The organism is Pseudomonas wadenswilerensis (genome assembly GCF_024749185.1).
Classification (GTDB): Bacteria; Pseudomonadota; Gammaproteobacteria; order Pseudomonadales; family Pseudomonadaceae; genus Aquipseudomonas; species Aquipseudomonas wadenswilerensis.
Genome location: NZ_CP087191.1, coordinates 5,568,955 through 5,591,300 on the forward strand (window position 1 = coordinate 5,568,955; position 22,346 = coordinate 5,591,300).

18 protein-coding genes are annotated in these 22,346 nt (G+C 62.2%); 6 read left to right on the forward strand and 12 right to left on the reverse strand.

What is annotated here, in order from left to right; all coding sequences use genetic code 11:
- Nucleotides 1-8 precede the first annotated feature (8 nt).
- Nucleotides 9-1,169, forward strand: a complete 1,161-nt coding sequence (locus LOY45_RS25610) for an AAA family ATPase (protein ID WP_115084809.1) — start codon at nt 9-11, stop codon at nt 1,167-1,169.
- 96 nt (nt 1,170-1,265) lie between these two features.
- Here LOY45_RS25610 and LOY45_RS25615 read toward each other — a convergent pair whose 3' ends face one another.
- The 7 genes from LOY45_RS25615 to LOY45_RS25645 all read right to left on the reverse strand — a co-directional run bounded on the left by LOY45_RS25615 (nt 1,266) and on the right by LOY45_RS25645 (nt 9,560).
- Nucleotides 1,266-2,156, reverse strand: a complete 891-nt coding sequence (locus LOY45_RS25615) for an ABC transporter permease subunit (protein WP_115084808.1) — start codon at nt 2,154-2,156, stop codon at nt 1,266-1,268.
- Nucleotides 2,153-3,073: an ABC transporter permease subunit gene (locus LOY45_RS25620; RefSeq protein WP_115084807.1), complete on the reverse strand. Its 921-nt coding sequence runs from the start codon at nt 3,071-3,073 to the stop codon at nt 2,153-2,155. The genes LOY45_RS25615 and LOY45_RS25620 overlap by 4 nt, the downstream gene beginning before the upstream one ends.
- Nucleotides 3,070-4,212 (reverse strand): polyamine ABC transporter ATP-binding protein, encoded by a 1,143-nt coding sequence (gene potA, locus LOY45_RS25625; RefSeq protein ID WP_115084806.1) that lies wholly within the window; start codon nt 4,210-4,212, stop codon nt 3,070-3,072. The genes LOY45_RS25620 and potA overlap by 4 nt, the downstream gene beginning before the upstream one ends.
- A 59-nt stretch (nt 4,213-4,271) precedes the next feature.
- On the reverse strand, nt 4,272-5,366 hold the full coding sequence (locus LOY45_RS25630; protein ID WP_115084805.1) for a polyamine ABC transporter substrate-binding protein: 1,095 nt from the start codon (nt 5,364-5,366) through the stop codon (nt 4,272-4,274).
- Nucleotides 5,367-5,529: 163 nt separating this feature from the next.
- The gene (locus tag LOY45_RS25635) at nt 5,530-6,627 is read right to left on the reverse strand and encodes a polyamine ABC transporter substrate-binding protein (RefSeq protein ID WP_134064887.1); all 1,098 of its coding nucleotides are present in this window, start codon (nt 6,625-6,627) and stop codon (nt 5,530-5,532) included.
- A 168-nt stretch (nt 6,628-6,795) separates the two neighbouring features.
- Nucleotides 6,796-8,154, reverse strand: a complete 1,359-nt coding sequence (locus LOY45_RS25640; protein ID WP_115084803.1) for an aspartate aminotransferase family protein — start codon at nt 8,152-8,154, stop codon at nt 6,796-6,798.
- Between the two features lie 47 nt (nt 8,155-8,201).
- Complete coding sequence (locus LOY45_RS25645) at nt 8,202-9,560, reverse strand: glutamine synthetase family protein (RefSeq protein ID WP_115084802.1); 1,359 nt, start codon at nt 9,558-9,560, stop codon at nt 8,202-8,204.
- A gap of 605 nt (nt 9,561-10,165) precedes the next feature.
- Here LOY45_RS25645 and LOY45_RS25650 point away from each other — a divergent pair.
- On the forward strand, nt 10,166-11,542 hold the full coding sequence (locus LOY45_RS25650) for a glutamine synthetase family protein (protein ID WP_115084800.1): 1,377 nt from the start codon (nt 10,166-10,168) through the stop codon (nt 11,540-11,542).
- 157 nt (nt 11,543-11,699) lie between these two features.
- On the opposite strand, the gene argA is transcribed toward LOY45_RS25650, so the two are convergent.
- Nucleotides 11,700-12,998 (reverse strand): amino-acid N-acetyltransferase, encoded by a 1,299-nt coding sequence (gene argA, locus LOY45_RS25655; protein ID WP_115084799.1) that lies wholly within the window; start codon nt 12,996-12,998, stop codon nt 11,700-11,702.
- Nucleotides 12,999-13,113: 115 nt separating this feature from the next.
- On the reverse strand, nt 13,114-14,271 hold the full coding sequence (gene argE / locus LOY45_RS25660) for an acetylornithine deacetylase (RefSeq protein ID WP_115084798.1): 1,158 nt from the start codon (nt 14,269-14,271) through the stop codon (nt 13,114-13,116).
- 126 nt (nt 14,272-14,397) lie between these two features.
- Here argE and LOY45_RS25665 point away from each other — a divergent pair, with 126 nt between their 5' ends.
- A complete protein-coding gene (locus LOY45_RS25665) occupies nt 14,398-15,765 on the forward strand; it encodes a CYTH domain-containing protein (RefSeq protein WP_258578555.1) in 1,368 nt (455 codons plus the stop codon).
- 3 nt (nt 15,766-15,768) lie between these two features.
- On the opposite strand, the gene LOY45_RS25670 is transcribed toward LOY45_RS25665, so the two are convergent.
- The gene (locus LOY45_RS25670) at nt 15,769-16,239 is read right to left on the reverse strand and encodes an Lrp/AsnC family transcriptional regulator (protein ID WP_115084796.1); all 471 of its coding nucleotides are present in this window, start codon (nt 16,237-16,239) and stop codon (nt 15,769-15,771) included.
- A gap of 125 nt (nt 16,240-16,364) precedes the next feature.
- On the opposite strand from LOY45_RS25670, the gene LOY45_RS25675 reads away from it, so the two are divergent.
- From LOY45_RS25675 to LOY45_RS25685, 3 genes are all read left to right on the forward strand, one after another.
- Nucleotides 16,365-16,685, forward strand: coding sequence for a hypothetical protein (locus tag LOY45_RS25675; protein ID WP_134064891.1), 321 nt, complete (start codon nt 16,365-16,367; stop codon nt 16,683-16,685).
- An 85-nt stretch (nt 16,686-16,770) separates the two neighbouring features.
- Nucleotides 16,771-18,468, forward strand: coding sequence for a GspE/PulE family protein (locus tag LOY45_RS25680; RefSeq protein WP_258578556.1), 1,698 nt, complete (start codon nt 16,771-16,773; stop codon nt 18,466-18,468).
- A 90-nt stretch (nt 18,469-18,558) separates the two neighbouring features.
- A complete protein-coding gene (locus LOY45_RS25685) occupies nt 18,559-18,876 on the forward strand; it encodes a DUF2388 domain-containing protein (RefSeq protein WP_036994901.1) in 318 nt (105 codons plus the stop codon).
- Between the two features lie 117 nt (nt 18,877-18,993).
- Here the strand turns inward: LOY45_RS25685 and gcvP are convergent, their stop codons facing one another.
- On the reverse strand, nt 18,994-21,867 hold the full coding sequence (gcvP, locus tag LOY45_RS25690; protein ID WP_115084793.1) for an aminomethyl-transferring glycine dehydrogenase: 2,874 nt from the start codon (nt 21,865-21,867) through the stop codon (nt 18,994-18,996).
- 79 nt (nt 21,868-21,946) lie between these two features.
- Nucleotides 21,947-22,330 (reverse strand): glycine cleavage system protein GcvH, encoded by a 384-nt coding sequence (gene gcvH / locus LOY45_RS25695; protein WP_115084792.1) that lies wholly within the window; start codon nt 22,328-22,330, stop codon nt 21,947-21,949.
- Nucleotides 22,331-22,346 lie beyond the last annotated feature (16 nt).

The following is a 22,346-nucleotide window of genomic DNA, read 5'->3' on the forward strand; positions in this document are numbered from 1 at the left end:
ACGCCGCCATGCTGACCACCCTGGCTGTCGCCAACTACCGCTCGATCAATCATCTGGTGCTGCCGCTGGCACGCTTGAATGTCATCACCGGGCCCAACGGCAGCGGCAAGTCCAATCTGTACAAGGCCTTGCGCCTGCTCGCCGAAACGGCCCAGGGTGGCGTGGTCAACGCCCTGGCCGTGGAAGGCGGGCTGGAATCAACGTTCTGGGCCGGCCCCGAGCAGATCAGCCGGCGCATGAGCAACGGCGAAGTCGCCATCCAGGGCGGTCCGCGCCAGCACGCTCGGCGCTTGCGCCTGGGGTTTGCTGACGAGGCGTTCGGTTACGCCATCGGCCTGGGCCTGCCGGAACCGAGCAAATCATGTTTCGCACTCGACCCGCAGATCAAGCGCGAAAGCATCTGGGCAGGAACGCTGTACCGTCCGGCCAGCCTGCTGGTGGATCGCCAGGGGCCGATGGTCAAGGCCCGCGAAGGACGGCAATGGGATGTGCAGGCGCAGCACACACCGAGCTTCGACAGCCTGTTCGACCAGGTCGGCAACCTGCGTTCCTCGCCCGAAGTGTTGCTGCTGCGCGAGCGCATCCGTGGCTGGCGCTTCTACGATCACTTTCGCACCGACCGTGATGCCCCGGCCCGCCGCCAGCAACTGGGCACGCGCACGCCGGTGCTGCACCACGATGGCCGCGACCTGGCCGCCGCGCTGCAGACCATTATCGAGATCGGCGACCCGCACGCCTTACAGGCGACCATCGCCGATGCCTTCCCAGGCGCGCGCCTGGAAATCGATGCAGTGCCGGGTGGGGCGTTTGGCGTGTTGTTCCATCAAGAAGGCTTGTTGCGACCGCTGACCGCAGCCGAGCTGTCGGACGGCACCTTGCGCTACCTGCTGCTGGTCGCCGCGCTGCTGACGCCAAGGCCACCGACCATGATGGTGTTGAACGAGCCGGAAACCAGCTTGCACCCGGACTTGCTGCCGGCACTGGCACGCTTGATCGTTCGCGCCTCGGAGCAGTGTCAGGTATGGGTAGTGTCGCATGCACGAAGATTGGTGGCCGCGCTGGAACAGGATGCGACCTGCAATTCGATCGTGCTGGAGAAGGTGCTGGGGCAGACCCGTGTTGCCGGTCAGGGGATGCTGGATGAGCCGGCCTGGCACTGGCCGGAGTGAAAACCCGAAGGCCCCATCGCTGGCAAGCCAGCTCCCACAGGGACTGCGTACACAGAACCTGTGGGAGCTGGCTTGCCGGCGATGAGGCCCGTCAGATCACGCCGAAACCGGCGCCGGCGCGCGACGCACGTCCGGTTGTTTCCACGAGTCGGCAGCGCTTTCTTCGATCGCCTGCTGGATCGCCCGGCGGCGACGCTCTTCGGCCTGACGGCTGAAGTACCAGACCATGAAGGTCACCAGCGACACGCTGAGCAGGATCAGGCTGGCCACGGCGTTGATTTCTGGCTTCACGCCCAGACGCACGGCAGAGAAGACCTCCATCGGCAGGGTGGTCGAGCCAGGGCCGGACACGAAGCTGGCCAGCACCAGGTCATCCAGCGACAGGGCGAAGGACATCATCCCGCCTGCTGCCAGCGACGGTGCGATCATCGGGATGGTGATCAGGAAGAACACCTTCCACGGCCGCGCACCGAGGTCCATGGCCGCTTCTTCGATCGACAGGTCCAGCTCACGCAGACGTGCCGACACCACTACCGCCACATAGGCTGCGCAGAAGGTGGTGTGGGCGATCCAGATGGTGACGATGCCACGCTCCTGGGGCCAGCCGATCATCTGCGCCATGGCCACGAACAGCAGCAACAGCGACAGACCGGTGATCACCTCGGGCATTACCAGCGGTGCGGTAACCAGGCCACCGAACAGGGTACGGCCCTTGAAGCGGGTGACCCGGGTCAGCACGAAGGCGGCCAGGGTACCCAGCGCCACTGCGGCGATCGCGGTGTAGCAGGCGATCTCCAGCGAGCGCATCACCGAGCCCATCAGCTGGGTATTGTCGAGCAGGCCGACGTACCACTTCACCGACCAGCCGCCCCACACCGTAACCAGCTTGGAGGCGTTGAACGAGTAGATCACCAGGATCAGCATGGGCAGGTAAATGAACAGCAGGCCCAGGATCAACATCAATTTGGAGAAACTGAAACGCTTCATGCCCTGCCCTCCATCTCTTTGGCCTGACTACGGTTGAAGAGCAGGATCGGTACGATCAGGATCGCCAGCATCACTACCGCCAGGGCAGAGGCCACCGGCCAATCGCGGTTGTTGAAGAACTCTTGCCAGAGCACTTTACCGATCATCAGGGTTTCCGGGCCGCCGAGCAGCTCAGGAATGACGAACTCACCCACCACCGGAATGAACACCAGCATGCAGCCGGCGATGATGCCGTTCTTCGACAGCGGCACGGTGATCTTCCAGAAGCTGTTGAAGGTACTCGAACCCAGGTCCGACGCGGCCTCAAGCAGGCTCTGGTCGTGCTTCACCAGGTTGGCATAGAGCGGCAGGATCATGAACGGCAGGTACGAATAGACCACACCAATGTATACCGCGAGGTTGGTGTTGAGGATCTGCAACGGCTGATCGATCAAGCCCAGCCACAGCAGGAAGGCGTTGAGCAGGCCGTTGTTGCTGAGGATGCCCATCCAGGCATACACGCGGATCAGGATTGCCGTCCAGGTCGGCATCATGATCAGCAGCAACAGCACGGTCTGGGTTTCCTTGCGCGCATTGGCAATGGCATAGGCCATCGGATAGCCGATCAGCAGGCACAGCAGGGTGCTGACGAAGGCCATCTTCAACGAACCCAGGTACGCCGAGATGTACAGTTCATCTTCGGTCAACAGGCCATAGTTGGCCAGGTTGAGCACCAGTTGCACCTTGTCTTCGACGTAGCTGTAGATCTCGGTGTACGGCGGGATTGCCACGTCGGCTTCGGCGAAGCTGATCTTCAGAACAATGAAGAACGGCAGCATGAAGAACAGGAACAGCCAGATGAACGGCACGCCGATCACCACATGGCGCCCCTCGGGCTTTATTCGGTTGAAGGCTCGCTTGAGCTTGCGGGCGTTCATGAGCGCAGTACCACGCCGCTGTCATCCTCCCACCAGACGTAGACCTGGTCGTCCCAGGTCGGCCGGGTGCCCTGGCGCTCGGCGTTGGCGACGAACGACTGGACGATCTTGCCGCCAGGCAGCTCGACGTAGAACACCGAATGGCCGCCCAGGTAGGCGATGTCGTGGACCTTGCCGCGCGACCAGTTGTGCTCGCAGGTCGGCTGCTCGGTGGTCACCAGCAGTTTTTCCGGACGCAGGGCGTAGGTGATGCGCTTGTCTTCCACCGAGGTGGTGACACCGTGGCCGACGTAGATGCGGCGCTCGAGCTCGGGGCTGGAAATCACCGCGTGGCCTTCGGCGTCATCGACCACTTCGCCTTCGAACAGGTTGACGTTACCGATGAACTCGCAGACCAGGCGGCTGGTCGGAGTTTCATAGATATCGATCGGGCTGCCGATCTGGGCGATCCAGCCCAGGTGCATGATGGCGATGCGCTGGGCCATGGTCATGGCCTCTTCCTGGTCGTGGGTCACCATTACGCAGGTCACGCCGACCCGCTCGATGATCTCCACCAGCTCCAGTTGCATCTGCGAGCGCAGTTTCTTGTCCAGCGCGCCCATCGGCTCATCGAGCAGCAGCAGCTTCGGCCGCTTGGCCAGCGAGCGGGCCAGGGCCACGCGCTGACGCTGGCCACCGGAGAGCTGGTGCGGCTTGCGCTTGGCATACTGGGTCATGTGCACCAGCTTGAGCATCTCGGCCACGCGGGCATCGATCTCGGACTTGGGCATGCGGTCCTGCTGCAGGCCGAAGGCAATGTTTTGCGCCACGGTCATGTGCGGAAACAGCGCGTACGACTGGAACATCATGTTGATCGGCCGCTCGTAGGGCGGCATATCGGTGATGTCTACACCATCGAGGAAAATACGCCCCTCGGTTGGCCGTTCGAAACCGGCGAGCATGCGCAGCAAGGTGGATTTGCCCGAACCCGAGCCACCGAGCAGGGCAAAGATCTCGCCCTTCTTGATTTCCAGGGACACATCGTCCACGGCGATCGTTTCGTCGAACTTCTTCGTGACCCGGTCGATTTTGACCAGCACCTGTTTAGGTTGCTGGTCGCCCTCGAGGGCTTTCTTATAGGCACCGGAGGCAACTGCCATTTGTGAAACTCCCAACAAGATTTTTTGCGCCCGCCCCTGCCGTGACGGACCCTGGATTTTTACTTGCCCGACTTGACCTTGGTCCAGCTACGGGTCATCAACCGTTGCACCTTGGGAGGTAGCTCGGAATTGACGTACAACTTGTCCAGCACTTCTTGCGGTGGGTAAACCGCTGCGTCGGTTCGCACGCTCTGGTCCATCAGATCGCCAGCCTTGGGGTTCGGGTTGGCATAACCGACGTAATCACTGACCTGGGCAATGACCTCAGGCTGCAGCAAATAGTTGATGAAGGCGTGGGCCTCTTTGACATTCTTGGAATCCTTGGGGATCGCCAGCATGTCGAACCAGAGGTTGCCGCCTTCCTTGGGAATCGCATAGGCCACCTTGACGCCCTTGCCGGCTTCTTCGGCGCGGGACTTGGCCTGGAATACATCGCCGGAGAAACCGGCGGCCACGCAGATGTCGCCGTTGGCCAGGTCCGAGATGTATTTGGACGAGTGGAAGTAGGTCACGTAAGGACGCACGGCCAGGAGTTTCTTCTCGGCGTCGGCGTAGTCCTTGGGGTTGGTGCTGTTGGGGTCTCGCCCCATGTAGTTGAGGACGGCCGGGAGCATCTCGTCGGCCGAGTCGAGGAAGGCGACCCCGCACTTGGAAAGCTTCTTGATGTTTTCCGGCTCGAACAGCATGGCCCAGGAATCGATCTTGTCGGTACCCAGCGCCGCCTTGACCTTCTCGACGTTGTAGCCGATGCCATTGGTGCCCCACAGGTAGGGGACGGCGTACTGGTTGCCAGGATCGTTCTTTTCCAGGCGCTTCATCAGCGCCGGGTCGAGGTTCGCGTAATTGGGCAGCAGCGCCTTGTCGAGCTTCTGGAACGCGCCCGCCTTGATCTGCTTGCCGAGGAAATGGTTGGACGGCACGACCACGTCATAGCCGGTGCGACCGGCCAGCAGCTTGCCTTCCAGGGTTTCGTTGGAATCGAAGACATCCTGCACCGGCTTGATGCCAGTGGCTTTTTCGAAGTCGGCGAGGGTGGTCTGACCGATGTAGTCCGACCAGTTATAAATGTGCACCGTGGGCGCCGCTTGGACGCTGATCGCCAGCGTCAGACCCGCTCCAGCCATGACGGCCTTGCGAAATACAGAAATAGACAAGTGGGAGGTCCTCACAAATGTGCCAGTGGCGAACGACAGAAATACCTGCCGGATAAGCAAACCGGCGCGCAACTTACCTTCGATGCACTCGTGCCGCAAAAAAAATTTGTGCTTTCATGCTCCCTGGGCGGGATTTACACCGCACCCAGGGAGGCAACCAGGGTTACTTGCCCGATTTGATCTTGGTCCAGCTGCGAGTGATTTCGCGCTGGGCCTTGGCACCCGGGTCAGCAATTGCGTACAGCTGTTTCTTCACATCAGCCGGTGGGTAGATGCTCGGATCGCCCGAGATGTCCTTGTCCACCAGCGGGGTGGCCGCCTTGTTGCCGTTCGGGAAACGTACGGCGTTGGTGATCTCGGCCATGATTTCCGGTTGCATCAGGAAATCCATGAACTTGTAGGCGGCGTCGACGTTGGCGGCATCTTTGGGGATGGCAACCATGTCGTAGAAAGTACCGGCGCCTTCTTTCGGAATGATGTAGTCCAGCTTGACCTTGTCACCGGCTTCATGGGCCCGGGCCTTGGACTGCTCCAGGTCACCCGAGTAACCCACGGCCACGCAGATGTTGCCGTTGGCCAGGTCCGAGATGTACTTGGAGGAGTGGAAGTAACCGATCGAAGGACGCACGCTGAGGAACAGGTCCTCGGCGGCTTTCAGGTCTTCTTTTTTCGTGCTGTTGGTCGGCTTGCCCAGGTAGTGCAGCGCCGCCGGGATCATCTCGGTCGGAGCATCGAGGAAGCTCACACCGCAGCTCTTGAGCTTGGCGATGTTCTCGGGCTTGAACACCACGTCCCAGGAATCGATCTTGTCGATGCCCAGCGCAGCCTTGACCTTCTCCGGGTTGTAGCCGATGCCGATGGAGCCCCACATGTAGGGGAACGCATATTTGTTGCCCGGGTCGCTGGCGTCACCAACGGCCTTGAGCAGGTCTTCGTCGAGGTTCTTCCAGTTCGTCAGCTTGGAGCGGTCCAGCTCCTGGTAGACGCCGGCCTTGATCTGCTTGGCCAGGAAGTTGTTAGAAGGTACTACCACGTCGTAGCCGGACTTGCCCGCCAGCAACTTGGCCTCAAGGGTTTCGTTGCTGTCGAAGACATCGTAGACGACCTTGATGCCGGACTGTTTCTCGAACTTGGCGACGGTGTCTGGTGCGATGTAGTCGGACCAGTTATAGACGTGCAGTACTTTGTCATCCGCGTGAACAGCACTGGCCATGGCGCCCATCAGGGACATAGCCAGCAACGTCTTGCCCAATTTCTTCATGCGTAATGCTCCAGAATTTTTATTTAGCCATCTGTTCAGCGGCCGGCTTATTCGGCGCAAGCTCCGAGCGACTGAAACAGTCGCTAGTCTGGCAAGTTACAAGGCGCTCTTTCAACAAAAGAGGCACCTTGAAACTCATTGATGCCATTACGCTAGCCTAGCACTTGGCTACTTCAGCGCTTCGAGCGTCAGGTCCAGGCATTTGCGCGCCTTTTCCACCAGCTCGTCGATCTCTGCATGGCTGATCACCAGCGGCGGGGCGATGATCATGGTGTCGCCCACGGCGCGCATGATCAGGCCGTTGTCGAAGCAGAACTGGCGGCAGATCATGCCTGCACCCTGACCTTCGTAACGGGCGCGGGTAGCCTTGTCCTTGACCAGTTCTATGGCACCGAGCATGCCCAGGCCACGCACTTCGCCCACCAATGGGTGATCGTTGAGCTCACGCAGACGTTTCTGCAAATACGGTGCCGTTTCTTCGTGGACACGCTCGATGATCTTCTCGTCGCGCAGGATCCGCAGGTTTTCCAGGCCCACCGCCGCCGCCACCGGGTGACCGGAGTAAGTGAAGCCGTGGTTGAAGTCGCCACCTTCGCTGAGCACCTTGGCCACTTCGTCACGCACGATCACACCGCCCATGGGGATGTAACCGGAGGTAAGGCCCTTGGCGATGGTCATCAGGTCGGGCTTGAGGTCGTAGTAATCGGAACCGAACCACTCACCGGTGCGACCGAAGCCACAGATCACTTCGTCAGCAATGAACAGGATCTCGTACTTGGCGAGGATTTCCTTGATCTTCGGCCAATAGGTGTCTGGCGGAATGATCACCCCGCCCGCGCCCTGGATCGGCTCGGCGATAAAGGCGGCGACGTTGTCTTCGCCGACTTCGAGGATTTTCTTTTCCAGCTGCTCGGCTGCCCACACGCCGAACGCGTCCGGAGTCATGTCGCCACCTTCGCCGAACCAGTACGGCTGCGGGATATGCTCGATGCCCGGCAGCGTCCCGCCCTGTGCATGCATGCCGCTCATGCCACCCAGGGCGGCACCGGCCACGGTGGAACCGTGATAACCGTTGATACGACCGATGATCACCTGCTTCTGCGGCTTGCCCTTGAGCGCCCAGTAGTGGCGGACCATGCGCAAGTTGGTGTCGTTGCCTTCGGAACCGGAACCGGTGAAGAACACATGGGTCATGCCTTTCGGCGCCACGGCGGAGACCGCTTTGGCCAGCTCCAGTGCCGGTGGGTGGGCAGTCTGGAAGAACAGGTTGTAATACGGCAGCTCGCGCATCTGTTTGGCGGCCACTTCAACCAGCTCTTCACGGCCGTAACCGACCGCCACGCACCACAGGCCCGCCATGCCATCGAGGATCTTGTTGCCCTCGCTGTCCCACAGGTGCACGCCCTCGGCCTTGGTGATGATCCGCGGCCCCTTCTCCTTCAGCTGTTTATAGTCACTGAAAGGTGCCAGGTGATGCTCACTGCTAAGGGTTTGCCACTCACGGGTTTGCGGGTTGTTGACGCTCATGTGCTTCTCCGTTTGTTGACGGCCGCGGTCCTGCGGCTCCGGGTTGATCAGACCGCAAACAGCAGGAACTCACGTTCCCAGGAGCTGATTACGCGTTTGAAGTTTTCATGCTCGGCGCGTTTGGTGGCGACGTAGCCGGCGATGAATTTCTTGCCCAGGTATGGCTCCAGGGCTTTGCAGTTTTCCATGCGCTCCAGGGCGTCCTCGATGGTCAGCGGCAGGCGCAGGTTGCGGCGCTCGTAACCACGCCCCTGTACCGGCGCACTCGGCTTGATGCCTTCGACCATGCCGATGAAGCCGCACAGCAAGCTGGCGGCGATCGCCAGGTACGGGTTGGCGTCGGCGCCTGGCAGACGGTTCTCGACCCGGCGGTTCTGCGGGCCAGCATCCGGTACGCGCAGGCCAACGGTACGGTTCTCTTCGCCCCACTCGACGTTTACCGGTGCCGAGGTATCCGGCAGGAAGCGGCGGAACGAGTTGACGTTCGGCGCGAACAGCGGCAACACCACCGGGATGAACTTCTGCAGGCCGCCGACGTGGTTGAGGAACAACTCGCTCATGCGCCCGTCTTCGTCCGAGAAGATGTTCTTGCCGGTGTGCACGTCAATGATGCTCTGGTGCAGGTGCATGGCGCTGCCCGGCTCGCCGGTCATTGGCTTGGCCATGAAGGTGGCGGCGACGTTGTGCTTGAGCGCGGCCTCGCGCATGGTGCGCTTGAACACCAGGATCTGGTCGGCCAGCGACAGGGCGTTGCCGTGACGGAAGTTGATCTCCATCTGCGCCGTGCCGTCTTCGTGGATCAGCGTGTCGAGATCCAGGTTCTGCAGCTCGCACCAGTCGTAGACGTCCTCGAACAGCGGGTCGAATTCGTTGGCCGCTTCGATCGAGAACGACTGACGGCCGGTTTCCGGGCGCCCGGAGCGGCCGATCGGTGGCTGCAGGGGGAAGTCCGGGTCTTCGCAGCGCTTGGTCAGGTAGAACTCCATTTCTGGTGCCACGATCGGCTGCCAGCCCTTGTCGGCATAGAGTTTCAAGACCTTCTTGAGCACGTTGCGCGGCGACAGCTCAACCGGGTTGCCTTGCTTGTCGTAGGTGTCGTGGATCACCTGGGCGGTCGGCTCGATGGCCCAAGGCACGAGAAACACCGCGTTCTCGTCGGGGCGGCAGATCATGTCGATGTCGGCCGGGTCGAGCAGCTCGTAATAGATGTCGTCGTCGACATAGTCGCCGGTCACGGTCTGCAGCAGCACGCTCTCGGGCAGGCGCATGCCTTTTTCGGCAATGAACTTGTTGGTCGGCGAGATCTTGCCACGGGTGATACCGGTGAGGTCGCTGATCAGACACTCGACTTCGGTGATCTTGTGTTCTTTCAACCAATCGGTGAGCTGGTCGAGGTTGCTACTCATAAATACCTCAGGAGGTAAATGTCTGGACAGACGTCAGGACGACACCCGGAGTGGGCCGTCCCAGACATTCTGGATGCCCCACGAGGCTAAAGCAAAAGTCAGGCGCAGGGAGGCCGCAACGGGCAGTTCCCGCAAGGCTGACGAGCCCGCTATAGTGATGGCAGAGGTAATTCGAAGCAGCGTCGGCAGCAGGCAGGACACCCGGGCCGTCAATTATTTCAGCCGGGGCGCAACGTGCTGGCGCATGGCGCAAGCCACCCGCGAGGAACGCGTGCAAACCGTTCTGTGAACGGCGGGCGATGATGCCGGTTGTCGGCAGGCGTGACATGTAACCCCCGGTATTATTGGTGTTATGGGTTGCCACCGAGCTTAGCCTTGTTCATTTTTTTACACAACACCCCCGTAAAAAATAGAACACGCCCCGCTCAAGATCGCCGTTACCGTACGAAAGCAGCCCTTGTCGGCGCCCCCAATTGCAGCAAAAATGCCGCTTGAGGGCCATTTTAGGGCATCATGGGGCTGGCTTGACTTCAGCAAGGCTTTCCGATTGACTGAACCTGCAAGCCCCCATTGATTGATATTTTTAACAACAAAGGTGTTGCATCATGTCGGTACCCCCGCGTGCCGTTCAGCTTAACGAAGCGAACGCGTTCCTTAAGGAACATCCTGAGGTTCTCTACGTTGACCTTCTGATTGCAGATATGAATGGTGTGGTGCGCGGCAAGCGCATCGAGCGCACCAGCCTCCACAAGGTTTACGAGAAAGGCATCAACCTGCCGGCCTCCCTCTTCGCCCTGGATATCAACGGTTCGACCGTCGAAAGCACCGGCCTTGGCCTGGACATCGGCGATGCCGACCGCATCTGCTATCCAATCCCTGACACCCTGTCCAACGAGCCTTGGCAGAAGCGTCCCACCGCACAACTGCTGATGACCATGCACGAGCTCGAAGGCGAGCCGTTCTTCGCCGACCCGCGCGAAGTCCTGCGTCAGGTCGTGAGCAAGTTCGACGAGCTCGGCCTGACCATCTGTGCCGCATTCGAGCTGGAGTTCTACCTGATCGACCAGGAGAACGTGAATGGCCGTCCGCAACCGCCGCGTTCGCCTATTTCCGGCAAACGCCCGATCTCGACCCAGGTGTACCTGATCGACGACCTCGACGAGTACGTCGACTGCCTGCAGGACATCCTCGAAGGCGCCAAGGAACAAGGCATTCCTGCCGACGCCATCGTCAAGGAAAGCGCCCCGGCCCAGTTCGAAGTGAACCTGCACCACGTTGCCGACCCGATGAAGGCCTGCGACTACGCGGTCCTGCTCAAGCGCCTGATCAAGAACATCGCCTACGACCATGAGATGGATACCACCTTCATGGCCAAGCCCTATCCGGGCCAGGCGGGTAATGGTCTGCATGTCCATATCTCGGTGCTGGACAAAGATGGCAAGAACATCTTCACCAGCGAGGATCCCGAGCAGAACGCCGCACTGCGTCACGCGATCGGCGGTGTGCTCGAGACCCTACCGGCGTCGATGGCGTTCCTCTGCCCGAACGTCAACTCGTACCGCCGTTTTGGTGCCCAGTTCTACGTGCCGAATTCGCCGAGCTGGGGCCTGGACAACCGTACCGTGGCCCTGCGCGTGCCCACCGGCACGCCGGATGCCGTGCGCATCGAACACCGCGTAGCCGGTGCCGACGCCAACCCGTACCTGCTGATGGCCGCCGTACTGGCCGGTGTTCACCATGGCCTGACCAACAAGGTCGACCCGGGCGAGCCGGTTGAAGGCAACTCCTACGAGCAGAACGAGCAGAGCCTGCCGAACAACCTGCGTGATGCCCTGCGCGAGCTGGACGACAGCGAGATCCTGGCCAAGTACATCGATCCGAAATACATCGATATCTTCGTGGCCTGCAAAGAGAGCGAGCTGGAGGAGTTCGAACACTCCATCTCCGACCTTGAGTACAACTGGTATCTGCATACCGTGTAACAACGGTTGGATGCTGGAATGAAAAACGCCGTCGGCCCCTGAGTCGACGGCGTTTTTTATGGCCTCATCGCTGGCAAGCCAGCTCCCACAAGTGCTGTGTACACCGGACCTGTGGGAGCTGGCTTGCCAGCGATGGGCTGCAAGGCAGCCCCAAAGGCTACAGCGCTTTTTCGAAGATCTTCGAATTACGCTGATAGTTGTACAGCGATGCCCGCGCCGCCGGCAGCCGCTCGACGCCGCTCGGCACGAAGCCGCGTTCGCGGAACCAGTGCGCTGTCCGCGTCGTTAGCACAAACAGCGTGTTGAGCCCCATCTCCCGCGCCCGCGTCTCGATACGCTCCAGCAGCTCGTCACCACGGCCACCATGGCGATACTCCGGGTTCACCGCCAGGCACGCCAGCTCGCCCGCTTCAGAATCGGCAATCGGGTACAACGCCGCACAGGCGATGATCATGCCTTCGCGCTCGACCACACTGAACTGCTCGATCTCGCGCTCCAGCACCTCGCGCGAACGACGCACGAGGATGCCCTGCTCCTCCAGCGGGCTGATCAGGTCGAGCAAGCCACCGACATCCTCGATCGCCGCCTCACGGACCTTCTCGAACTGCTCCTGGGCCACCAGGGTGCCGCCACCGTCGCGGGTGAACAGCTCGGTGAGCAAGGCGCCGTCTTCGGCATAGCTGACGATATGGCTGCGCGCCACGCCGCCACGGCAGGCTTCGGCGGCAGCATCGAGCAGCTCGCCCTGGTAATCGCTGCCCAGGCGCTGCAGGTGCGCGGGCACCTGCTGTGGGCGCAACTCGCGTACCAGCCGGCCCTGCTCGTCGAGCAGGCCACGCTCGGCGCCGAACAGCAACAGCTTGTCGGCGCCCAGCTCGATAGCGGCGCGGGTGGCGACGTCTTCACAGGCCAGGTTGAAGATCTCGCCGGTGGGCGAGTAGCCCAAAGGCGAAAGCAGGACGATAGAGCGCTCGTCGAGCAGGCGGTTGATGCCCTTGCGGTCGACCCGGCGCACTTCGCCGGTGTGGTGGTAATCGACGCCTTCGACCACGCCGATCGGCCGTGCGGTAACCAGGTTGCCAGCGGCCACGCGCAGACGCGAGCCCTGCATCGGCGAGGCGGCCATGTCCATCGACAGGCGCGCTTCGATGGCGATGCGCAGGTGGCCGACGGCGTCGATCACGCATTCCAGGGTGGCAGCATCGGTGATCCGCATGCCGCGGTGGTAGTGCGGGGCCAGGCCGCGGGCAGCCAGGCGGCTTTCAATCTGCGGGCGCGAACCGTGGACCAGCACCAGGCGCACGCCAAGGCTGTGCAGCAACACCAGGTCGTGGACGATATTGCCGAAGTTGGGGTGCTCGACCCCGTCACCGGGGAGCATGACCACGAAGGTGCAGTCGCGGTGGGCGTTGATGTAAGGCGAAGCGTGACGCAGCCAATTGACGTATTCGGGCATAACCGGAGAGCCTGTAGAAAATAGGGACAAGAACGGGAAAGCACACAGCGCTCGAAGGGTTATCGTCGGAACAGGCTTGGCGTCACGCGCAATCTCCTCTGCAAAACGGTTCAGCTCAGCGGGCAATTACCGGGCTGAGGCAATAATGTTCGATCAACTCACGCAATAGACGCACAGTAGGCTGCAAGCGTGACATTTCCAGGTATTCACCCGGCTGGTGGGCGCAGGCGATGTCGCCAGGGCCGAGTACCAGGGTCTCGCAGCCCAGGCGCTGAAGATAAGGCGCTTCGGTGCCAAAGGCTACCGCTTCGGCGCGATGACCGGTAAGACGTTCGGCTACCCGCACCAGTTCCGCATCGGCGGCCTGCTCGAACGGCGGCACCTCGGGGAACAGCGGTGCATAGTCGATGCGCACCTGATGCTGTTCGGCCAGCGGCGCCAGTTTGTGGCGAATGGCGGCACGCAGCACTTCAGGGTCCATGCCCGGCAGCGGGCGCAGGTCGAATTCCAGGGCACACTGGCCGCAGATGCGGTTGGGGTTGTCGCCACCATGGATACAGCCGAAGTTCATTGTCGGCTGCGGCACGCTGAACTGCGCGTTGCTGAATTCCTTCTGCCATTGCCGGCGCAGGTTCATCAGTTCGCCCATCACCTGGTGCATGGCCTCCAGGGCGCTATGGCCCAGGCTCGGATCGGACGAGTGGCCGCTGCGCCCAAGGATGTCGATGCGCTCCATCATCACCCCCTTGTGCAGGCGGACCGGCTTGAGCCCGGTCGGCTCGCCGATCACCGCCGCACGGCCCAAGGGCCGCCCGGCCTCGGCCAGGGCGCGGGCGCCGGCCATCGAACTTTCTTCGTCACAAGTGGCGAGAATCAGCAGCGGTTGCTTGAAGTCATGAGCCAGCAAGGGCTGCACGGCTTCGATGATCAGGGCGAAAAAGCCCTTCATGTCGCAACTGCCCAGGCCCACCCAGCGCCCGTCGACCTCAGTCAGCTTGAGCGGATCGGTCTGCCAAAGCTCGGGGTCGTAGGGCACGGTGTCGCTGTGCCCGGCCAACACCAGCCCGCCCGGGCCGCTGCCGTAGCTTGCCAGCAGGTTGAACTTGCCCGGGCTGACCTGCTGGATATCGCAGGCAAAACCCAGGTCCCCCAGCCAGCCGGCCAGCAGGTCGATCACCGCACGGTTGGACTGATCCAGTGACGGCTGGGTGCAACTGACCGATGGCGCGGCGATCAGGGCGGCGAACTGCTCTTTGAGCGATGGCAACGGCATGCGCTTTCTCCTTGGGCGAAGCCCATCATAGGGCCATCCGGCACCGGGAATAAACCGCCGCGAGCCGACTCCTGTACACTGCACCCCCAAGACGCTCCCTGTCATTCGAGCCTGGATTACCCAGCAATGCATAAAGAAACCGAAATCAAACTGCGGGTCAGCCGCGAGACCCTCGCCGCCCTGCGTGAACACCCATTGCTGAACAAGCGCAACAAGTCCGGGTGGCAAAGCCGCGAACTGCTCAACCAGTACTTCGACACCCCGGAGCGCGACCTGGCCGCCGCCAAGGTCGCCCTGCGCCTGCGCCGCGACGGCGATGTGGTGATCCAGACCCTCAAGACCCGTGGCCAGAGCGTCGCCGGCCTGTCCCAGCGCAACGAGTTCGAGTGGGAGTTGCCCAAGGCCAAGCTCGACCTGAAAAAACTCGACGCCGAGTGCTGGCCAGAGCAACTGGCTGATGTCGACAAAAAGACCATCAAGCCGCTGTTCACCACCGATTTCACTCGTGAATACGCCGAAATCGCCTGGGGCCGCGGTAAGGCCAAGGTGGTGATCGAAGCCGCACTGGACCTCGGCACCGTGGTCGCCGGCAAGCAGAAGGAAGAAATCTGCGAGCTGGAGCTGGAGCTGCGCGAAGGCGCCCCCGAAGCCCTGCTGGAACTGGCCGCCGAGCTGTCGGCAAAACTGCCGCTGATGCCCTGCGACATCAGCAAGGCCGAGCGCGGCTACCGCCTGCTCGACGCCGGCAGCTACGCCCTGAGCTTGCCTGGCGCCGAACTGAACGCCGAGATGACCCTCGACGACGCCTTCGCTGCGCTGGCCTGGCAGTTGCTCGGCAGCAGCCAGCGCCTGGCCGAACAGTACCGTTTCAATGGCCACTGGCGCCTGCTGCAGGACTGGGTCGAAAGCCTCTGGGAGCTGCGCGCCCTGGCCAGCAGCCTCGGTCAGGCCGGCCCACGCGCCAGCACCCGCGAGCTGCGCAACAGCCTTGACGCCCTGCTCGAAGACTGGCGCCCGCTGGTGCTGGCCGGTGCCGACGATGAAGACGTGCGTCGCGCTGCGCCCGAGCAGTTCGCTGAAGAGCTGCTGGAAACCCGCTGGGGCCAGTTCTCCCTGGAAACCTCGCGCTGGCTGCTGGCCCGTGGCTGGACCGTCGAGCGCAACAAGCGCGGCGACCGCCAGGGCGCCGCACAGTTGGCCAACTGGCTGAACGTGCTGCTGGCCGAAGAAGCCAAGGCCCTCAACCTGCCGCTGTACCATCGCCAGCCGGAAGACCTGGCCGAGCAGTTGCCGCGGATCGAACGCCTGCTGGCCTGGCTGCACCACGCCCGTCAGGTGCTGGAGAGCCCGGACCTGGACCGCCTGTTCGGTGAACTGAACAAGCTGCACGAGCTGGCCAACCTGCCGATCAGCGACGAAGTGCTCGAAGCCCGCATCCACCAGGCCATGGCGGTGTTCCAGAGTCGCGGCTGGAAGCATCTGCTGCGCAAGTAAGGCTCAAGGCAATACCGGCAGACTCGTCGTGGACTTGATTTCGGACAAGGCCACGGTCGAGTTGACCTCCTGGATCCCCGGCACCATCGACAGCTTTTCGAAGAAGAACCGTTCGTAGGCTTCGATGTCCGGGGTGACAATGCGCAGCAGAAAATCCACTGCGCCCATCAAGACATAACACTCCAGCACTTCCGGAAAGCCGCGGATCGCCTCGGTGAACTCGGTAAAGTTGGAGCGCCCGTGGGCGTTGAGTTTGACCTCGGCGAAAATCTGCGTGTTCAGGCCGATCTTCTTGCGGTCGAGCAGGGTTACCTGGGCGCGAATCACCCCCTCCTCTTTCAGGCGTTGTATGCGCCGCCAGCATGGCGATTGCGACAAGCCCACGCGCTCGGCGATCTGCGCGCTGGAGAGCGAGGCATCTTCCTGCAGCAAGGCCAGGATGCGCCGGTCATAGACGTCCAACTCGCTGTGCATGATTATTCCTCAAAAACGGATAGTGACGAATTGAGCTATTCAATAGCTGGCGATATCGCACGATCATAGAGAAGAAATACCCCGACCTGCATGTAAAAATTTCTCCACTTTCTGCGGAGAATCCCATGAGCGCTCTCGAACGGCTGGACAGCCCCCTTACGCCCTTGCGCAACGATGTCTGGGCCGCCAGCAACGTGCACAGCGATGTCTGCTACCAACTGCAGGTAGAAGCCGAGCCCGACAGCCTGTGCCGGCTGCTCAACCTGTTTGCCCTGCAATTTCTGGTGCCGCATCGGCTGAAGGTTGAGCAAGAGGATGATCTGCTCAACGTCGAGATCGGCATCAGCGGCCTGAGCTGGCACCGCGCCGAACTGATTGCACAAAAAATGCGCAACCTGATCTGCGTGACCGAGGTGCAATTGAGCGAGACCCGAAAAGCCTGGTAACCCTTGTACCCGTGGAAAGCCCGCCTCAGCGGCTAACCTTGCTCAGGCCACCACTGTCGGTGGCGCGGCAAGGAAGCCCGCACGCATGCACAACCTCAGCGAAGATCGCTGGCTTGACCTCGGCACCTTGCTTGACGAGCTAGTGGCCGATCAACGCATCAGCCCGGATGATCGCAACATCTGCCCTCCCGTGCAGCACGAGCAGCACCCACTCGAATGGATCGCCAGCCAACAGTTTGCCGACCTGGGCAATCCCGGCCAACGCCTGGACCTGGGTACCCTGTGCCAATGGCTGGCCAGGCAGGCTGGCCAGCCTTACCTGCATATCGATCCCCTGAAGATCGACCTTGCCCGGCTCACCGGCCTGATGTCCGCAGGGTTCGCCCGGCGCCACGGCATCCTCGCGCTGGCCGCCGATGCCAGCGGCGTCACCGTGGCCAGCGCACAACCTTATGTACGCGCCTGGGAAGCGGACCTGGCCCAGGTGCTGCAACGGCCGATCAAGCGCGTGCTGGCAAGCCCGGTGCAGATCCGCCAGCTCAGCCAGACGTTTTTCCAGGTCGCGCAATCGGTCAGCGGCGCCAGCCAGCAACAGTCAATGCCGACGGCCGCGGGCAATCTTGAGCAGTTGCTCGAACTGGGCAGCCGGGGCCGCGAGGCGCAAGCCAACGATGCGCATATCGTCAGCATCGTCGACTGGCTATTGCAGTACGCCTTCGAACAGCGCGCCAGCGATATTCACCTCGAACCCCGGCGCGACCAGGGTCAGCTGCGCTTTCGTATCGACGGCGTGCTGCATCCGGTCTACCAGTTCCCGGGGCCGGTCACCCTGGCTGTGGTCAGCCGCCTGAAAAGCCTGGGGCGCATGAATGTCGCAGAAAAGCGCCGCCCCCAGGATGGCCGGATCAAGACCCGCCTGCCTGGCGGCGAAGAGGTCGAGCTGCGGTTGTCGACCCTGCCCACTACCTTCGGCGAAAAGTTGGTGCTGAGAGTCTTCGACCCGCAACTGCTGCAACAGGACTTTGCGCAACTGGGCCTCGGCGGAGCCAATCTCAGGCGCTGGCTGTCGATGCTTGACCATCGCCATGGCATCATCCTGGTCACCGGGCCCACCGGCTCGGGCAAGACCAGCACCCTTTACGCCAGCCTCAAGCACCTGGCCACCCCGCAGATCAACCTGTGCACCGTCGAAGACCCGATCGAGATGGTCGAGCCGGCCTTCAACCAGTTGCAGGTGCAACCAAGCATCGACCTGGATTTTGCCACCGGGACCCGCGCCCTGCTGCGCCAGGACCCGGATGTCATCATGATCGGCGAGATACGAGACCTGGAAACTGCCCAGGTGGCGATTCAGGCGGCCCTCACCGGGCACCTGGTGCTCTCGACCCTGCACACCAACGACGCCTGCAGCGCCATCACCCGCTTGCTGGAGCTGGGCATCGCGCCTTACTTGCTCAAGGCCAGCCTGATCGGGGTCATGGCCCAGCGCCTGGTGCGCACCCTGTGCAAGCACTGCAAGGCCGCGCCAGCGTCGCCGGGGCAGAGCCATCAAGCGGTGGGCTGTAGTGAATGCCGGCAGACCGGCTATCACGGACGTAGCGCGATTTACGAACTGCTGGGCATCAGTGATGCACTCAAAGCCCGATTCGAGCCCGACCTCGATCTGCTCGCCTTGCGCCGACTGGCGCTTGATGACGGCATGCTCAGCCTCAAGCACAGTGGCGCCGAGAAGGTTGCCGCAGGGCAGACAACCGAGGCCGAAGTGCTTCGCGTCATCGCCTGAAGCAGGCGCCTAACCTTTTATCTGGCCAGGGAACTAGATCCACATAAACCCAATCAAAGGCCCCAGTTCACCTCAGTTGGAGTCACCTTAATGCGTTTCAAGTTTGCAGTCGCAACCCTTGCCCTGCTCTCCCTGCCGGTTGGATCTGCCATGGCTGATACCTTCTGGCGCAACGTCATCTCTTCTGGCGCCACCACCGCGTCCTCTTACCTGACCTCCAAAGACCACAAACTGGTCGTGGCTGCCCAGGATGATGCCGGCAGCTTTGTCGCCAGCGAAGGTGCGATTCGCGGCCCATACCTGGAAGCGGCGATGCAGAAAGTCCGCGCCGACAACCCGGGCCTGAAAGTCAGTGACATGGAACTGGCCAATGCGATCCTGGCCAAGAACGCGGTAGCCAGCGAGTAAGCGGCAACCCTTGTGGGAGCGGCGGTGCGACGCCTCGACTTGCCCCGCGAATGCGAAAAAGCCAGTCTGCACCGGCCTCATCGCGGGGCAAGCCCGCTCCTACCCGAAACAATTGCCTCAGCGGTAATCTTCCACCGGCACACAGGCACAGAACAGATTCCGGTCGCCATACACGTTGTCGACCCGGTTCACCGCCGGCCAGTACTTGTGCATCCGCGCATGGGCACTGGGCGCCACGCCCTGGGCAATGCTGTAGGGCCGCTCCCATACGCCCAGCACATCCTCAAGCGTATGCGGCGCATGCTTGAGCGGATTATCTTCTGCCGGCCAGTTACCCTCCTGCACTTCGCGGATCTCGGCACGAATGCTCAACATCGCCTCGACAAAGCGGTCCAGCTCGGCCTTGGACTCGCTCTCGGTCGGCTCGACCATCAAGGTCCCCGGCACCGGGAATGACATGGTCGGTGCGTGGAAGCCGTAATCCATCAGACGCTTGGCCACATCCTCCTCGGTGATCCCGGTCAGGGCTTTCAGCGGCCGCAGGTCGAGAATGCACTCATGCGCCACCCGTTCGTTGCGTCCGCGATAAAGCACCGGGAAGGCGCCGCCCAACTGCTCGGCCAGGTAGTTGGCCGAGAGGATCGCCACCTCGCTGGCATCGGCCAGCTGCGGGCCCATCATGGCAATGTACATCCAGCTGATCGGCAAGATGCTGGCGCTGCCCCAGGGCGCGGCGCTGACCGCTGTGTTCTGCGGGTCGGGGCCGGGTAGCGGGATTACCGGGTGGCTGGCGACAAAGGGCGCCAGATGCGCTCGCACGCCGATCGGGCCCATGCCCGGGCCGCCACCGCCGTGGGGGATGCAAAAGGTCTTGTGCAGGTTCATGTGCGAGACATCGGCACCGATATCCGCCGGTCGCGCCAGGCCGACCTGGGCATTGAGGTTGGCGCCGTCCATGTACACCTGGCCGCCGTGCTTGTGGATAACTTCACAGATCTCGCTGATGCCCTCCTCGTAGACGCCGTGGGTCGATGGATAGGTGGCCATCAGGCACGACAGCTTCTCGCCGGCCGCCTGCGCCTTGGCCTTGAGGTCGGCCAGGTCGACGTTGCCGGCCTGGTCGCACTCGACGATCACCACCTGCATCCCGGCCATCTGCGCCGAGGCCGGGTTGGTGCCGTGGGCCGAAGCCGGGATCAGGCAGATATCGCGCTGCGGTTGATGGCGGCTGCGGTGATACTTGGCAATCGCCATCAACCCGGCGTACTCGCCCTGGGCCCCGGAGTTGGGCTGCATGCAGATGGCATCGAAGCCGGTGATTGCGCACAACCAGCTTTCCAGCTCGTCGATCATCGCCTTGTAACCCTGCACCTGTGCCGCCGGCGCAAAGGGGTGCAGCAGGGCAAAGCCGGGCCAGGTGATCGGGATCATCTCGCTGCTGGCGTTGAGTTTCATGGTGCACGAGCCCAGCGGGATCATCGACTGGTTCAGTGCCAGGTCCTTGTTCTCCAGCTGCTTGAGGTAGCGCAGCATTTCGGTTTCGCTGTGGTGCAGGTTGAACACCGGGTGACGGAGAAAGTCCGAGCGCCGCACCAGTGCTGGCGGAATGCCTTCGGGCTGCGCCAGGGCATCCAGCGCGGCGATATCCAGCCCGTGGTCGGCGCCGAGGAAGATATCGAACAGGCGCATGACCGTGCTTTCGTCACAGGTCTCGTCGAGGCTCACGCCCAGTTGCCCGCGGCCAAGAATCCGCAAGTTGACCTGCACCGCCTCGGCGCTTTCGATGATTGCCGTCTGGCTGCCACCGACCTCCAGGGTCAGGGTGTCGAAGAAGTGTTCATTGAGGCGCTTGATGCCCTTGCTCTCCAGGCCCGCAGCAAGCACGAAGGTCAGCGCATGCACGCGCTGGGCGATGCGCTGCAAGCCTTCCGGGCCGTGGTACACCGCATAGAACGCGGCGATGTTGGCCAGCAGTACCTGGGCAGTGCAGATGTTGGAGTTGGCCTTCTCGCGGCGGATATGCTGCTCGCGGGTCTGCAGGGCCATGCGCAACGCAGTGTTGCCCCGGGCATCCTTGGACACGCCAATGATGCGCCCGGGCATGGCCCGTTTGAACTCGTCACGACAGGCAAAATACGCCGCATGCGGGCCACCAAAGCCCATGGGCACGCCAAAGCGCTGGGACGAGCCCAGCACCACATCGGCGCCCTGCTCGCCCGGCGGCATCAGCATTACCAGGCTGAGCAGGTCGGCAGCTACACAGGCCAATGCCTGCTGGGCATGCAACTGGGTAACCAGCGGGCGCAGGTCGCGCACTTCGCCATGGGTATCGGGGTATTGCAGCAAAGCCCCGAATACCTGGTACTTGGCGAGGTTATCCACAGCGTCGACGATCAGTTCGAAGCCGAAGCCTTCGGCACGGGTCTGCAGCACCGAGAGGGTTTGCGGATGGCAGTGTTCATCGGCGAAGAAGGCATTGCTTTTCGACTTGGCCACGCGCTTGGCCAGGGCCATGGCTTCCGCCGCGGCGGTGGCTTCGTCGAGTAACGAGGCGTTGGCCAGGTCCAGGCCGGTGAGGTCGATGATCATCTGCTGGAAATTGAGCAAAGCTTCCAGGCGGCCCTGGGCGATTTCCGGTTGATACGGGGTATAGGCGGTGTACCAGCCCGGGTTTTCCAGGACGTTACGCAAAATGACGGTGGGGGTGACGGTGCCGTGATAACCCATGCCGATCAGGCTGGTCCACACCTGGTTCTGCTCGGCGTAGCCCTTGAGCTTGGCCAGGGCGGCCTGTTCATCGAGGGCGTCAGGCAGGTCCAGCGGCCGGATCAGGCGAATGCCCGGCGGCACGGTCTGCTCGATCAGCTCGCGCCGGCTGCCAACGCCGAGGGTGGCGAGCATGGCCTGCTGCTCCGAGGCATCGGGCCCCAGGTGGCGACGCAGGAAAGAATTGCGGTCTTGCAGTTGGCTCAGGGACGGCGACTGGGACATAGCGGCTCTCTCTTCCTCGACCAAGCCTCGAGCGCTCGAGGCATATTGAGTCTAGGAAGAGATTGCCGCCTGCGTGAAACTATTCGCCGATGGCGGCTTTGTAACCGGCGGCGTCGAGCAGCTTGTCCAGCTCGGCCTTGTCGCTTGGCTTGAGCTTGAAGATCCAGCTGGCGTACGGATCGCTGTTCAGCGACTCAGGGCTGTCGGCCAGCTCCTCGTTGACCGCAATCACTTCACCGCTGACCGGTGCGTAGATGTCGGAAGCTGCCTTGACCGACTCGACCACACCCGCCGCATCGCCGGCGGCAAAGACCTTGCCCACTTCCGCCAGCTCGACGAACACCACGTCACCCAGGGCTTCCTGGGCGTGGTCGCTGATCCCGACAGTCACAGTGCCATCAGCTTCCAGCCGGGCCCATTCGTGGCTTTCGGCAAAACGCAGGTCGGCGGGGATATTGCTCATAATTGTTGTCCTCGAT